The sequence below is a fragment of the Thermomonospora echinospora genome, assembly GCF_900108175.1.
Lineage (GTDB): Bacteria > Actinomycetota > Actinomycetes > Streptosporangiales > Streptosporangiaceae > Thermomonospora > Thermomonospora echinospora.
Map to the genome: position 1 here is coordinate 754,343 of NZ_FNVO01000001.1, position 13,677 is coordinate 768,019.

A 13,677-nucleotide genomic window follows, 5' to 3' on the forward strand; every position below is an offset into this window, starting at 1 on the left:
AAAGTCAAGCGGGGATCACTTCCAGGACGGGGAGCTTTTCGATGCTCCGGGTGATGTTGCTCGGCACCCGTACCTCGGTGCCGACGACGAGCCGCTCGACGCGGTGTGACAGGGCTTTGATGACCGCGTGGGCCTCAAGGCGGGCCAGGCCCTGGCCGGCGCAGCCGTGCGGGCCGTAGCCGAACGACAGGTGGTCGGTCGGGTTGCGCTCGACCAGGAACTCCTCGGGATTCTCGTAGTGGCGCGGGTCCCGGTTGCCGGCACCGAACAGGATCGCGACCTGCGCCCCTTCCGGGACCAGGACACCATCGATCTCCACATCCCGGGTCGTACGACGCCCCCAGGCGTGGACCGGGGCCCAGTAGCGGAGCACCTCGTTGAACGCGGCCGACACCAACGACGGGTTCTCTCGCACCCGCGCGAGCTGGTCGGGGTGTGCGGCGAAAAGGGCGACGAGGTTCCCGATGGAGGCGATCGTGGTGTCGACGCCGGCGCCGAGGTACTGGTGGATGATGTGGCCGGACGTGCCGGGCGGGATGTCACCGCGGGCCTCGGCCTCGAAGATCCCGCGTCCGACCGAGCCGGGCGCCAGATCATCGGCGGTGACGCCCGAGCACCAGTCGTACAGCTCCCCCGCGATCGGGAAGCTCTCCGCGGTGCGCCGGTTCATCGGCCCGATGACCTGCATCGCCGCCTGGCCCCAGCGGAGCATGTTGTCGCGGACGTGACCGGTGAACCCGATGAGATCCGCGACGACCTCGAGCGGGAAGGCGCGGGCCAGCGCGTCGATCGCCTCGAACGAACCCTTGTCGACCAGTTCGGCGACGAACGCGTCGGCCTTGGCGTCGATGCCGTCCTTGAGCCCGCGGAGCGCCCGCGGTGACAAGTTGGCGGTCAGGGTCGCACGCAGCCGGGTGTGCACCGGCGGGTCCGAGGCCAGGGATGTGCCGGTCAGCGCCTCGTTGACCGTCGGGTTGAAGCCGATGGCCCCGGCGGAGGAGAAGCTCTCCCAGTCGCCCAGGGCGTTGCGGATCACGTCGTACCTCGTGAGCGCGTAGACGTCGTTCGCCGGGAGGCGGACGACGCCTCCAAGGGCGCGCAGCGCCGCGTAGGACGGGTAGGGGTCCACGAGCACCTCGTCGTCGAACAGGTCGAGATCGGAGACGGGAGGGGTCGGGTCGGACATCGGTTCACCTCGGGTCGGTAATCGGTGAACACAGTGAAGTGACCGCACTCACATTATGCAAGCGCATACTTTGCATGCCCCGACATGAATCTCCTGCATGACTGGTGTCTCGTATCGAAATATGTTCGCCACGAGTCGTCGTCCGGCGGCTTTTGGCGCCTCGATGGGCACGTGTCCATGGCCGTTCGGTACGGTTCCGATCCACGTGCGGTGAATCTCATGACGCCGCCCCCGCGCCGGGCTGGAGGACGACGACGGCGGTGACGGCTGCTACCCGCCGGTCGTCGGGGGTGTCGACGACGGCCCCGCGGACGGCGAGGTGGGATTCATGAGCGGGTTCTTTTCGAGGAGAAGGCGCCGTGCCGGCCCTCGCCGGCGGTGAACCGGGCGGCCCCCGCCACGCCCTCGGCCGCCACGATGGGGACGCCCGCCGCGCCTTCGGCGCGCAGCGCCTCGGCCAGCGGAAGGTCCAGGGCGGCGTAGGTGGAGGACCGGTCGGCCAGCACGCAGCCGAACGGGAATCCGGCGATCTCCGCGGCCAGCTCGCGCGCCGCCCGTACCGCCTCACCCGGTTCCACGACCCGGTTGGCCAGGCCGATCGCCAGGGCCTCGTCCGCCTGCACCGGACGCCCGGTCAGGATCATGTCCAGGGCGCGGCCGAGGCCGACGATCCGCGGCAGCCGGACCGTGCCGCCGTCGATCAGCGGCACGCCCCACCGGCGGCAGAACACCCCCAGCACCGCGTCGCGCTCGACCACGCGCAGGTCGGCCAGCAGCGCCAGTTCCAGCCCGCCGGCCACCGCGTGCCCGCTGATCGCCGCGATCAGCGGCTTGCTCAGCGCCATCCGGGTGGGCCCCATCGGGCCGGTGCCGCCGCCGTCGGGGTCGAGCTCGTTGCGCCGCGCGGGGTCGCCGACCGCGGTGAGGTCGGCGCCCGCGCAGAACGTCCCGCCGGCTCCGGCCAGGACCGCCACCTGCTGCCCGGGGTCGGCCTCGAACGCCTGGAACGCCTCCCGCAGCTCGGCCGCCATCGGCCCGTCGACGGCGTTGCGGCGCTCGGGCCGGTCCAGCCAGATCGTGGTGATCGAGCCCTGGATCTCGACCCGCACGTCACCCATCACTACCTCCGGCGCATCCGGACCACGGCAGTCCTACAGTGGAGAACGACACCCGCCTGCGCAACCTCTGGAACACCGGCGACCTCATCGCCCGCCCGGAGGCCGCCACCATCGTCCACGACCCCCTCCTGCCCGACGACCTCCGCGATCCCGCCCAGGGCCGATCACGCGGCTCCCGGACCAATCGCCGCGCGCATCGCCGGCCGCCGCGTGGGGATCGCCTGGTCGTAGCCATCGGCGTACGTCGTCGAACCGCTGCTTGTCCGCCGTCATGGGCACCGCCCGCCTGTCAGATGGCCCGGACCTCGCCCCGGCTGAAACCCGAGGATCACCTGTCAAGCACCCATTCGAGGTGCGCCCTGTGGACCTGTGTCAAGGAAGACGCGTGACTTTGCGAATCTTTTAACTACAGGTTTATCGTGAGTAACACCAGCACCACCAGTCACAGTCCTCCCTGATGGTCTGTAACTGAAAAGTGACTGTGCATGACATCGGCGGCGATCGAGGGCCGGGTGTTGACCTTTCTTCTGTTCATTTGACAGGATTTGAGTCGAAAGGGGCGTAGCTGATCTTTCGTGCGATGGTCAGTGTATTGTCACGCGATCGTTTCGAGCCGATGCGGGAGCCGACTCAGAAGCCATCCGATCAAGCAGCGTTGATCAGGGCAGTCGTCGATAACCATGCCCCTCCGTGCGTCTTTGCCTCCTTCGTCCGGGGTGGGCACATCGTCGGTGGTCAGTAGCCGGGCGATTGTAGACGGCGGCCGCGACGGGATTCTTGTCATCCGGAGACAAGGGGCGCAAGGGGTGTCGAGGTCAATGGAGCGTTGCCAGCACCGGGAAATCGATTCACCGGACCTGGCATCATTGGTGGAAGCGGAAAGGATGAGATTCAGGGCCGCCTGCGAGCGTGCCCTCGACGCGATGGACGGGCCGATCGCGGCCGACGCGGCGGCCCGCCGGCGGTTGCTGGCCGAGTCCGAGCTGATCGTCTGCGACATGGTGGAGAGCCTGCGCGCCGGACGGCCCCGGGTGGCCGAGCCCAGCCTCGCGACGGGCGGCCGGCAGGCCGACCCCCGCGACTCCCTGCTGTTCTGGGAAACGTTCTTCTCCATCGTGCTGCGGCGGCTGATCACCTACGCCGACATCGGTGACAGGTCGCGTGAACCGTTCACGCTGGCGGTCTTGGTCCTCTACGAGAGCATCACCTCACGGCTGTCGGAGGGCCTGGTCTCCTACTCGGGCCACCTGCTCGACAAGGTGCACGAGGCGCAGCTCGACGAGCGGAACCGCATCACGCGTGAGCTGCACGACCGTGTGGGGTTCTGGCTCAACACCGCCTTCCGGCAGATGGAGCTGTTCGAGGTGGCCCGAGAGCGCGGGGCCGACCTGTCGGGGGCCACCGAACGTGTGGAGAAGGCGCGGTTCGCGGTCCGGGAGGCCATGCGGAGCCTGCGCGCGACGACCACGGGACTGCGGTTGCAGGAGCCGGTGCGGCATCTGGAGAGGGCCCTGCTGACCGCGTTCGCGGCGCTCCCCGCCAACGAGGCGATGGTGCGGCTCAACATCAACGGAGACGAGGACTGGGCGCCGGACGGCGTCAAAGACGAGGTCTTCCTCATCGTCCGGGAGGCGGTCCGCAACGCGGTCGTGCACGGACGTCCCCGGCTGGTGGTCGTGGGCGTGCACATCGCCCCGTACGAGCTGCGCGTTTACGTCGATGACGACGGCGCCGGGTTCGACGTCAAGACCCTGGCCAAGGGCAAGGGCATCGGCCTGTCGGTGATGCGGGAACGCGCCGAGGCACTGAACGGAACGCTGACCGTGGCGGGGACACAGGGCAGAGGAACCCATGTCGAGCTCTATGTTCCGCTCCCCGAGCACGCCGATCCGCAATGACTCCGGCAATCCGAAGTTACCCGTGAGAAAGGAAGGCAAGGATGCCTGATCCGACGCGGACCGGAATCCTGATCGTGGACGACCACGCCCTCGTGCGGGACGGCGTGCGGGAGATCCTGGAGACCCAGGAGGACATGGGAGTCGTCGGGGAGGCGAGTGACAGCCACTCGGCCGTCGCGCTCGCCGCCGAGACCAAGCCCCAGGTCGTGCTGCTCGACATCGGCATCCCGGGCGACGACGCCGTCACCACCGTGGGCCGCATCCGGGCGCTCTCACCCGGGACGGCGGTCGTCATCCTCAGCATGTTCGAGGGCCCGTACCTGCTGCGCAGCCTGCTGGACGCGGGAATCCGGGGCTACCTGCTCAAGAGCGCCACACGCCAGGAACTGGTCGCCGCGATCCGCAGCGTCGTCGCCGACAAGGCGCGCACGGTGCTCTCGGTCTCTCAGGAGAGCCTGCTCCACCTGCGCGGCCCCGCCGAGGACGTGCTGACACCGCTGGAGCGCGAGATCCTCCAGCTCACTGCGGAGGCGCTGAGCAACGCCCAGATCGCCGCCCGGCTGTCGCTGACCGAGGCGGCGGTGAAGCGGCATCTGGGCAAGATCTTCGGCAAGCTGGGCGCCGTCTCGCGGATCGACGCGGTGAACAAGGCGGCGGCTGCATCGCTGATCACCGTGGCGACGGTGCCGCCGGCCCCCGCCGCGCCCGAGGGAGGCGGCCGGCGAGGGCGTCGGCGGGGGCCGGCGGAAAGCGAGCGGAATTCGAGGTGAAGGCGCCTCGGGAGCCCGATGACCGGCGATCCGCGAACTGTCGTCCCGGCTCTGCCGCGTCGACAGTTCGCGGTCGACGGACTTTGGTTGTGCGCTCTTGTGAGGGACGGAGTTGCTGAGTAGTTTCGGTGACGTCTGCACCGATTTATTTGCTCTGGGGGCTTCGTGGACTTTCGCGTGCTCGGTCCGGTGGAGATTATCAGTAACGGGCACAATGTGTTGCCCACCGCATCAAAACCGCGTCAGGTCATTTCCCTCTTGCTGCTTCGCAGGAACACCGTCGTGCGGACCGACGAGCTCATCGACGAGCTCTGGGAGGAAAGTCCGCCGATGAGCGCCATGACGACGCTCCAGACCTACATATACAAACTGCGGAAGATCTTGGCCGGGCTGGGCGCCGAGGAACTCCTCAGCACCCGGCCGGGAGGATATCTGCTGGCGATCCCCGACCACTCGATCGACCTGTACCGGTTCGAGCAGGACGCGACCCTGGGACAAGCGGCGCTCGAGGGCGGCGACGCGGCCGGCGCCGCCGAGACGCTGCGCCGGGCGCTGGGGCTGTGGCGCGGCCAGGCCTTGGCCGACGTCGTCCAGGGCGGGCTGCTGTCCTCCTACGCGACCCGGCTCGAGGAGCTGAGGTCCCGCGCCCTGGAACTGCGCCTGGAGGCCGACCTCCAGCTCGGCCGCCACCGCGAGCTGATCAGTGAGCTCAGGTCGCTGGTGCTCACCCATCCCCTGCACGAGCACCTCCACGCCGCCTTGATGATCGCCCTGCACCGCTCGGGGCGGCGGCACGAGGCGCTGGAGGTCTACCGGGTGCTGCGCGAGAACATGATCGAGAACCTCGGTCTGGATCCGGGCCGTGAGCTGCGCGAGCTCCACCAGGCGCTGCTGGCGGATGCCCCGTTCGGCGGGCCGTACGAGCAGGAGCGGGTCACCGTGGTCGCCCAGGCGACGGCGGACGTCGTGGCCCGTCCCGTCCGCCTGGCCGACGAGGCCGTCCTCCCTGGCGCCTTCCTCAACGGCAACGGCCACGGCTACGGCCACCCCAATGGCGAGGGCCACACCAACGGCCATGCCAAGGCCAATGGCGACCGCAACGGCGACGGCCACGCCAACGGCAGCGGCGTTGGTGTGGTCGCCGCCGCTCCCGACATCGCCGGATCGTTCGTCCGGCCCGAGCCTCTGGCCGTGCCCGCCGAGCCACCCGGTGACGCCGAGCCCGAGCCGCTCGGGCTCGTGATCCCGCCGCTGGGGCCTCCGGCGCAACTGCCGGCCGACATCGCCGACTTCACCGGGCGTACGGAGATCGTCGAGGAGGTCCTGGCGGGCCTGGCGTCCGCGGGAGCGGTCCGGAACTGGACCGCCACCCCCGTCGTCACCGTCAGCGGAACGCCCGGAGTGGGCAAGACCGCGCTGGCGATCCATCTCGCCCACCGCCTGCGACCCCGGTTCACCGACGGGCAGCTTTACGCCGACCTGCGCGGTTCGGTCGACGGCTCGCGCGACCTGCCGGAGGTGCTCGGCGGCTTCCTCCAGGCGATGGGCGTCCCGGAGGCGCACATCCCCTTCGGGCTCGAGGAGCGCAGCACGCTGTTCCGTTCGGTCACCGCCGGGCGGCGTCTGCTCATCGTCCTGGACGACGCGCCCTCGTCGGCGTACGTGCGGCCGCTCATCCCGGGCGACCCGGGGTGCACCCTCATCGTCACCAGCAGGCGCCGGCTGCACGGGCTGGCCGGGAACTGGGACGTCGACCTCGACGTCATGGACCACGCCGAGGGCGTCGAGCTGCTGGGCCGCGTGGTCGGACGCGCCCGGCTCGACCGGGCGCCGAGCGCGGCCGACCGGCTGGTGGAGCTCGGCGGCCGGCTGCCCCTCGCCCTGCGGTGCATCGGCAGCCGCCTGGCCACCATGCCCGACGTCTCGATCACCGAGATGGCCGAGCGGCTGGCCGAGACGCCGCGGTCCCTGGACCTGCTGAGCGTCGGCGAACTGGACCTGCGCGCCCGCTACGACTCCAGCTACGGCGCGCTGAGCCGCCGGGAGCAGGCGGTCTTCCGGCTGCTCAGCATGTTGCCGTCGCCGCGGTTCACCGCGCGGGAGGCCGCCGAACTGCTCGGCTGGGACGCCGCCGACATCCGGCCCGCTCTCGAAGGCCTGGTGGACCATCGCCTGATCCGAGCGGCGCAGGGCGAGGACGGGCAGATCCGTTACCGGTTCCCCGAACTGGTGCTCAGCTACGCCCGTGAACGGCTGAACGAGGCGCTGGACCCCGGCCCCTCCCGGGCGAGCCGCGAACACCCCGTTCCGACCGGCTGACAGTCGAGCGCCCTTCAAGGGGTTGTGCAGCGGAGGTCCCTAGATTCGGTCGCGGACGTCGGAAGACCGCGAAGGGGGAACGATGACGGCTTCCGCGATCGGCCGTCCGGCGGTGGCGGACCCGGGTTCGCGGGACGCGGCGCAGAGGTTGTCCCGGCTGCTGGACCCCGGCTCCCTCAGCCCGCTCCGGGAACCGGGCGCCACGGGCGTGCACACGGCGCGCGGGCTCATCGAGGGCGCGAAGGCGGTGGCCTTCTGCACCGACGCGACCGTCATGGGCGGCGCGCTGGGCGCGGCCGGTTGCGACGACATCGTCGCCGCGATCGACACCGCCGTCCGCGAGCGCTGCCCGGTCATCGGGATCTGGCACTGCGGCGGGGCCCGCATCGACGAGGGGGTGCGGTCGCTGGAAGGCGTCGGACGCGTGTTCGCGGCGATCGTCCGGGCCTCGGGCCGGGTGCCGCAACTGTCGGTCGTGGTCGGCCCGGCGGCGGGCGGCGCGGCCTACGGCCCGGCCCTCACCGACCTGGTGATCATGGCGCCGGACGCGCGGCTGTTCGTGACCGGGCCGGACGTGGTGCGCGACGTCACCGGCGAGGACGTCACCATGGCCGACCTCGGCGGTCCCGAGCCGCACGGGCGCCGGTCCGGCGTCTGCCACGTGCGCGCGGACTCCGAGGACGACGCCTACGTCCGTGCCCGGCGTATCGCCACGCTGCTCGGCCGCCCGGGAGTCTTCGACCCGCGCCTCGTCCAGGACGAGGACGACCTGCGCCAACTGCTGCCCGCGCGTCCCAACCGCGCCTACGACGTCAAGCCGTTGCTGCGGCGGATCCTCGACGGCCCGGCCACGGGCGCGGAGGGCCTGGAGGAGGTGCAGGCCGCGTGGGCGCCGAACATGGTCGTCGGGTTCGGCCGCCTCGGCGGTCGAACCGTCGGCGTGGTGGCGAACAACCCGCTGCGCAAGGGCGGCTGCCTGGACTCCCTGTCCGCCGAGAAGGCCGCGCGGTTCGTGCGCATGTGCGACTCCTTCGGAGTTCCCCTGGTGGTCGTCGTGGACGTGCCCGGTTTCCTTCCCGGCGTGGGGCAGGAGTGGGACGGTGTGATCCGGCGCGGCGCCAAGCTCCTGCACGCCTTCGCAGAGGCGGTGGTCCCACGGGTGACGCTGGTGACGCGCAAGTCGTACGGCGGCGCCTATGTCGCCATGAACTCTCGCTCGCTCGGCGCCACGGCGGTGTTCGCGTGGCCTGAAGCGGAGACGTCCGTCATGGGAGCGGAGCCCGCAGTGCGGATCCTGTACAGGCGCAGGCTCGCCGCCGCTCCGCCCGAGGAGCGCGAGGCCCTGCGGGCCGCTCTCGTCGCGGAGCACCAGCGCACCACCGGCGGGCTCCATGTGGCCGTGGCACAGGGAGCCGTTGACGAGGTCATCGACCCGGCCCGGACCCGCCGCACGCTCGCTGAGGCGCTCGCCGGAGCCCCCGCCGGACGCGGCTCCCACGGCAACATCCCGCTCTGACGCCCCGAGGAGAGTTCCATGCGGGTTCTGTTCTTCGCGCCCCCCGCGAAGGTGCATGTCTTTGCCCAGGTGCCCCTCGCCTGGGCCCTGCGAGCGGCGGGGCACGAGGTGCGCGCCGCGAACCGGCCTAACATGCTGGACGACATCACCCGGGCCGGCCTGGCGGCGGTACCGGTAGGCCCCTCCTTCGACCCCGGGTCGTTCGTCGGCGAGGAGGAGCGGGAGCCGCTGCCCTGGGAGTCGTGGCAGGAGGTGCTGGAGTTCGCCGAACTGCGCCCCGAGAAGCTCACCTACGACTACATGCACGCGGTGTTCGCCGCGTGGACGCTGGTCTTCCAGGGCGTCTCACCGCCCGAGGTCATGGCGGACCTCGTGCGATTCGCCCGGTCGTGGAAGCCTGACCTGGTGCTCTGGGACACGCTGGCCTTCGCGGGTCCCGTGGCGGCCCGGGCGTGCGGGGCGGCCCACGCCCGCCTGTTGTTCGGTCTCGACGTGATCGGGCGGATGCGCGGAACCTACCTGGAGGCGGTTCGGCGGCGGCCCGTCGAACTGCGCGAGGACCCCCTTCAGGAGTGGCTGAGCCCCGTTCTCGAACGGCACGGCGGCGGCTTCGACGAGGACGTCGTCATGGGGCGGTGGACCGTCGACCCGCTCCCGTCGTCGCTGCGGCTGGAGGTGGACCATCACTACGTGCCGATGCGGCACGTGCCCTACCACGGCCCCGCCGCCGTTCCGGACTGGCTGCTGGAGCCGCCCAAGCGGCGCCGCGTGTGCCTCACCCTGGGGCTGTCGGTCCGCGAGGTGCTGGGCGGCGACAGGGTGTCGATCGGCGACCTGCTGGAGGCGGTGGCGGACCTGGACGCCGAGGTCGTGGCCACGCTGAACGCCGACCAGCTGGCTGGGATCCGCCGGCTTCCGGACAACGTGCGCGCGGTCGACTTCGTCCCGCTGAACGAGCTGCTGCCGAGCTGCTCGGCGATCCTGCACCAGGGCGGCTTCGGCACCCTTCAGGCGGCGGTGACGCACGGCGTTCCGCAGGTGATCCTGCCGCCCCGGGCGGGGGACTGGGACAGCCGGATCTGGGCGCACCGGGTGCAGGGCGCCGGGGCCGGGCTGAGCGCGCCCGACTCCAGGCGGGTGACGGCGGGCGAGGTGCGCGCCATGCTCGACCGGGTACTGGCGGAGCCCTCCTTCGGGGCGGGCGCCGAGCGGCTGCGCACCGAGATGATCGGCACCCCGGCGCCGCGCGAGGTCGTCCCGGTCCTGGAGAGGCTCACCGCGCGCTGCCGCACGCTCTAGCCGTGCCCGCGCGGGACCCCCGCAACGTGTTCCACCACGCGCCCGCAATCCGCCGGCCGGTCCGCCGGCCGGTCCGCCGGCCGGAGTGACGACCGCCCGCCGTGCGCCCGGCCCCGCGCCTCAGGCGGCCGCCAACTCCTCCAGCGACTCGACGAACGTGGCCGGAGTGGGACGGGCGAGCATCTCGCGGCGGAGGCGATCGGCCGTCACCCGGTAGGAACGGTTGGACAGGAGGTCACCCACCGAGTCGCGGATGGTCTCCCGGTCGGCCAGGTGCCCGAGCGCGTGTCGGCCGGCCCCGGCGGCGGCCACCCGTTGACCGGTGACCGTCTGCTCGGCGGCGAAGGTCGCGATGAACTGGGGAATTCCGGCGCACAGCGCCGTCATCGCGCTGCCACTGCCGCCGTGGTGCACGACGACGTCGCACTGGGGGAGCACCATCCGCAGCGGTACGTGCTCGACGACGCGCACCGACACCGGCACCGGGCCGAGCGCCGCCACGTCCGCGGCGGTCGCGGTGACGATCACGTCGCAGTCCAGGCCGCGTAGCGCGTGAATCACCTCGGGGAGCAGGTAGGAGTCGGGCCCGGACACCGTGGACAGCGCCGTCGACCAGGTGACGCAGACGCGCGGCCGGTCCGCCGGGTGCAGCAGCCAGGTCGGGGCGGGCCGGTTGCCGTTGTAGGGCACGTAGCGGACGGGCAGCCGCACCGCCGCGGTCGGCGGGGCGAGCGGGTCCGGGCAGGGGTCCACCACGCGCTCGATCATGCCGAGGTCGAACTCGCCCAGGCCGTGGCGGGGGAACGAGCCGCTGTGGTCGGTCGGCACGATGCGCATGTGCTCGGGTTCGTGCGTGCCGACCGGACCCCACAGGCACAGCGCGGCGGGCACCCCGACGACCTGGGCGGCGAGCAGCCCCTCCAGGCTCGCCGGATCGTGCAGCACGAGGTCCGGCCGCCACGCGCGGGCGAACTCGACGGCGGCGTCGAAGCTGCGCGCGGCCCGGGCGGCGAGCTCGGGCGCGACCCTGGCGCGGAAGTCGTCGACGTCGAAGTCACCCAGGTCGCGGAGCCGTTCCCCGGTCAGCGGGTGCGGCGGCAGCCAGGGATAGGGCCACACCCCGGCGACCGCCTCCTCGTAGTACTGGAGCCGCAGCCGTGTGACGACATCCATGCCGTCCAGCACCGGGACGGGCGGCAGCGCGGCCTGGCTGACCGGGCCGACCTGCGTCGGTGTGCACAGCACGCGGACCTCGTGCCCTGCGGCCTGCAACGCCCACCCCAGCGGCACCATCGCCGAGTAGTGGGTCGGCCACGACGACACCGTGAACAGCAAGCGCATGAGTACTCCTCGACGTTCCGACTCAGGCGTCGGTCGCTCCCAGCGCGTCCCACGCAGCCACGTCCATCCAACCGGGCAGGCCGTCCTCGCCGTTAGTGCCCTTCTCCACGAAGGCGATGTTGTGGTAGACGTGCACCCCGGTCACCGAACGCTGGGTGATGCTCGGCTCCGCGCCGTTCCGGCGGGGACGCTCACGGTGGTGCAGGTCGTCCAGAAGCCCCTTGACGAGCCCGACCGAGGTGCCCGGTCCCGCGGAGTCGCCGGGGCTGCCGCCGAAGCTCGGCAGGTAGGACGTCTGCATGTCCTCGATCACGTAGATCCCGCCGTCGCGGACGTAGGGGAACAGAGCGGCGAACGAGGTGTGCACGTGCTCGTTCATGTGGCTGCCGTCGTCGATGACGATGTCGAACGGTCCGTGTCGCTCGGCCAGGGCCACCAGGCACTCGGGGTCGTTCTGGTCGCCGACCAGCGCGGTCAGCCGCGGCTCGGTCAGCTCGGTCTTGTCGAAGATGTCCAGTCCGAAGATCAGGCCGCGGTGGAAGTAGCGCTTCCACATCCGCAGCGAGCCGCCGCCGAGTTGCTCGTCGTAACCGCCGATGCCGATCTCCAGCACGCGCACCGGCTCGTCGCGGAACCGCGCGAAGTGCCGTTCGTAGTGCGGCGTGTACCAGTGGAAGCTCGCCCACTTGTCCGACCCGGAGCGCACCGACAGGCTGCCGAGGTCGGCGCTGTGGGCGGCGCATCCCGCGATGACCGTGCCGGTCGCCTGGGTCGCGGAGTTGAAGATCTCCGGCAGCTCGAAGTACATGTCCTGCGGCGACGGGGCGTCCGGCACGAACGAGTTGTGGAAGTCGCCGGTGCGGCGGTGGTCGGTCCGGCCGTAGAGGCGGCGGATGAGGTCGGTCACGGTGATGCCGAGGCGGCTCCAGACCACCGGCGCGGGCTCGTCCACGACCCGGACCGGCTCGTCGCGGTGCACCCGCAGCACCACCCGGCGCCGTTCGTCCCCGTGGTCGACGTCCAGGGCGATGTGCACGGCCTTGATGTTCACCGGCTGCTCGCAGCGGGAGAGGATCTCCTCGACCAGGGCCGCGACCACCGCGTCCAGCCCGGCGTCGTCGACCAGCTCGGCGATCTCGCGGTCCGAGGCGGTCCCGGCGAGGATGAGGCGTTCCGTCAGCGTCGTGCTCGTCTTCGGCATTGACCGTCCCTCTTCCTGCTTCCTGTCTCGGGTGCCTGGCAGCCTGCCGGGGTCTCCTCGGACCGGGCTCAACGATCGCTCGGGACCGGGCCGCGCCCGGCCGTCCGGGCGTCAAGCGCGGCACGAGCGGCCGGTGCGAGGCTCGCCTCCGGATTCCGCCGAGGCCGGCGCCTCGGGCGGGTCCGTCCCGGGCTTGGCCGAACCACAGGGAGCGCTCATGACCAGCGGAGAGACCAGGGTCGCCGTCGTCACCGGAGGGACGAGCGGCATCGGGCTGGCGGTCGCGCGGCTGCTCGGCCGCAGTGGCCTGCGGGTCTTCCTTTGCGCCCGCAGCGCCGACGACGTCGCCCACGTCGTCAAGGAACTGCGCGACGAGGGCGTCGAGGCCGACGGGCAGGCGTGCGACGTGCGCTCCACCGAGCAGGTGGAGGCGTTCGTGCGCGCGGCCGTGGACCGGTACGGCCGGGTGGACGTGCTGGTCAACAATGCCGGCCGCAGTGGCGGCGGACCCACCGCCCAGCTCACCGACGAGCTGTGGTTGGACGTCATCGACACCAACCTCACCAGCGTGCTGCGGGTGACCCGCGCCGTGCTCACCCGCGGCGGAATGCTGGAGCGGGGCCGCGGACGGGTGATCAACATCGCCTCGACCGGCGGCAAGCAGGGCGTGGTGCTCGGGGCGCCGTACTCGGCGTCCAAGCACGGCGTGGTCGGCTTCACCAAGGCCCTGGGCCTGGAGCTGGCCAAGACCGGCATCACGGTGAACGCCGTCTGCCCCGGCTATGTCGAGACCCCGATGGCCCAGCGCGTCCGGCAGGGCTACGCGCAGGTCTGGGAGACCACCGAGGACGAGGTCCTGGAGAGGTTTCAGGCCAAGATCCCGATCGGCCGCTACGGCACGCCGGAGGAGGTGGCCGGGATGGTCGGCTATCTGGTCAGCGAGCCCGCGGCCCCCATCACCGCGCAGGCCATCAACGTCTGCGGAGGCCTCGGTAACTACTGACCTCGGGAACTACTGACCTCGGGAAC

General features: G+C 71.3%; 10 protein-coding genes. 6 read left to right on the plus strand and 4 right to left on the minus strand.

What is annotated here, in order from left to right; translation table 11 throughout:
• Positions 1 to 4: 4 nt before the first annotated feature.
• Positions 5 to 1,186 (minus strand): cytochrome P450, encoded by a 1,182-nt coding sequence (locus C4U03_RS03430; RefSeq protein WP_103936096.1) that lies wholly within the window; start codon positions 1,184 to 1,186, stop codon positions 5 to 7.
• Positions 1,187 to 1,512: 326 nt separating this feature from the next.
• Positions 1,513 to 2,304 carry a crotonase/enoyl-CoA hydratase family protein gene (locus tag C4U03_RS03435; RefSeq protein ID WP_103936097.1) on the minus strand — a complete coding sequence of 264 codons (792 nt, stop codon included), beginning with the start codon at positions 2,302 to 2,304 and terminating at the stop codon, positions 1,513 to 1,515.
• Positions 2,305 to 3,188: 884 nt separating this feature from the next.
• Here C4U03_RS03435 and C4U03_RS03440 point away from each other — a divergent pair.
• From C4U03_RS03440 to C4U03_RS03470, 5 genes are all read left to right on the plus strand, one after another.
• On the plus strand, positions 3,189 to 4,202 hold the full coding sequence (locus tag C4U03_RS03440; protein ID WP_160146901.1) for a sensor histidine kinase: 1,014 nt from the start codon (positions 3,189 to 3,191) through the stop codon (positions 4,200 to 4,202).
• Between the two features lie 41 nt (positions 4,203 to 4,243).
• Positions 4,244 to 4,972 (plus strand): response regulator transcription factor, encoded by a 729-nt coding sequence (locus C4U03_RS03445; protein ID WP_103936099.1) that lies wholly within the window; start codon positions 4,244 to 4,246, stop codon positions 4,970 to 4,972.
• A gap of 216 nt (positions 4,973 to 5,188) precedes the next feature.
• The gene (locus tag C4U03_RS40275) at positions 5,189 to 7,291 is read left to right on the plus strand and encodes an AfsR/SARP family transcriptional regulator (protein ID WP_268817486.1); all 2,103 of its coding nucleotides are present in this window, start codon (positions 5,189 to 5,191) and stop codon (positions 7,289 to 7,291) included.
• A gap of 82 nt (positions 7,292 to 7,373) precedes the next feature.
• On the plus strand, positions 7,374 to 8,807 hold the full coding sequence (locus C4U03_RS03465; protein ID WP_103936100.1) for an acyl-CoA carboxylase subunit beta: 1,434 nt from the start codon (positions 7,374 to 7,376) through the stop codon (positions 8,805 to 8,807).
• A gap of 18 nt (positions 8,808 to 8,825) precedes the next feature.
• A complete protein-coding gene (locus tag C4U03_RS03470) occupies positions 8,826 to 10,106 on the plus strand; it encodes an activator-dependent family glycosyltransferase (RefSeq protein ID WP_103936101.1) in 1,281 nt (426 codons plus the stop codon).
• A 120-nt stretch (positions 10,107 to 10,226) separates the two neighbouring features.
• Here C4U03_RS03470 and C4U03_RS03475 read toward each other — a convergent pair whose 3' ends face one another.
• Both C4U03_RS03475 and C4U03_RS03480 read right to left on the minus strand, forming a co-directional pair.
• Positions 10,227 to 11,447, minus strand: a complete 1,221-nt coding sequence (locus C4U03_RS03475; RefSeq protein WP_103936102.1) for a nucleotide disphospho-sugar-binding domain-containing protein — start codon at positions 11,445 to 11,447, stop codon at positions 10,227 to 10,229.
• Positions 11,448 to 11,469: 22 nt separating this feature from the next.
• Positions 11,470 to 12,648: a class I SAM-dependent methyltransferase gene (locus tag C4U03_RS03480; protein ID WP_103936103.1), complete on the minus strand. Its 1,179-nt coding sequence runs from the start codon at positions 12,646 to 12,648 to the stop codon at positions 11,470 to 11,472.
• A gap of 217 nt (positions 12,649 to 12,865) precedes the next feature.
• Here C4U03_RS03480 and fabG point away from each other — a divergent pair, with 217 nt between their 5' ends.
• Positions 12,866 to 13,651, plus strand: a complete 786-nt coding sequence (fabG, locus tag C4U03_RS03485; protein ID WP_103936104.1) for a 3-oxoacyl-ACP reductase FabG — start codon at positions 12,866 to 12,868, stop codon at positions 13,649 to 13,651.
• Positions 13,652 to 13,677: the final 26 nt, after the last annotated feature.

What these genes read in the sequence shown, in the direction of transcription:
- C4U03_RS03430 (WP_103936096.1), bottom strand. Translation starts at nt 1,186, where the DNA reads ATGTCCGACCCGACCCCTCCCGTCTCCGATCTCGACCTGTTCGACGAC.
- C4U03_RS03435 (WP_103936097.1), bottom strand. Translation starts at nt 2,304, where the DNA reads ATGGGTGACGTGCGGGTCGAGATCCAGGGCTCGATCACCACGATCTGG.
- C4U03_RS03440 (WP_160146901.1), top strand. Translation starts at nt 3,189, where the DNA reads ATGAGATTCAGGGCCGCCTGCGAGCGTGCCCTCGACGCGATGGACGGG.
- C4U03_RS03445 (WP_103936099.1), top strand. Translation starts at nt 4,244, where the DNA reads ATGCCTGATCCGACGCGGACCGGAATCCTGATCGTGGACGACCACGCC.
- C4U03_RS03465 (WP_103936100.1), top strand. Translation starts at nt 7,374, where the DNA reads ATGACGGCTTCCGCGATCGGCCGTCCGGCGGTGGCGGACCCGGGTTCG.
- C4U03_RS03470 (WP_103936101.1), top strand. Translation starts at nt 8,826, where the DNA reads ATGCGGGTTCTGTTCTTCGCGCCCCCCGCGAAGGTGCATGTCTTTGCC.
- C4U03_RS03475 (WP_103936102.1), bottom strand. Translation starts at nt 11,447, where the DNA reads ATGCGCTTGCTGTTCACGGTGTCGTCGTGGCCGACCCACTACTCGGCG.
- C4U03_RS03480 (WP_103936103.1), bottom strand. Translation starts at nt 12,648, where the DNA reads ATGCCGAAGACGAGCACGACGCTGACGGAACGCCTCATCCTCGCCGGG.
- fabG (WP_103936104.1), top strand. Translation starts at nt 12,866, where the DNA reads ATGACCAGCGGAGAGACCAGGGTCGCCGTCGTCACCGGAGGGACGAGC.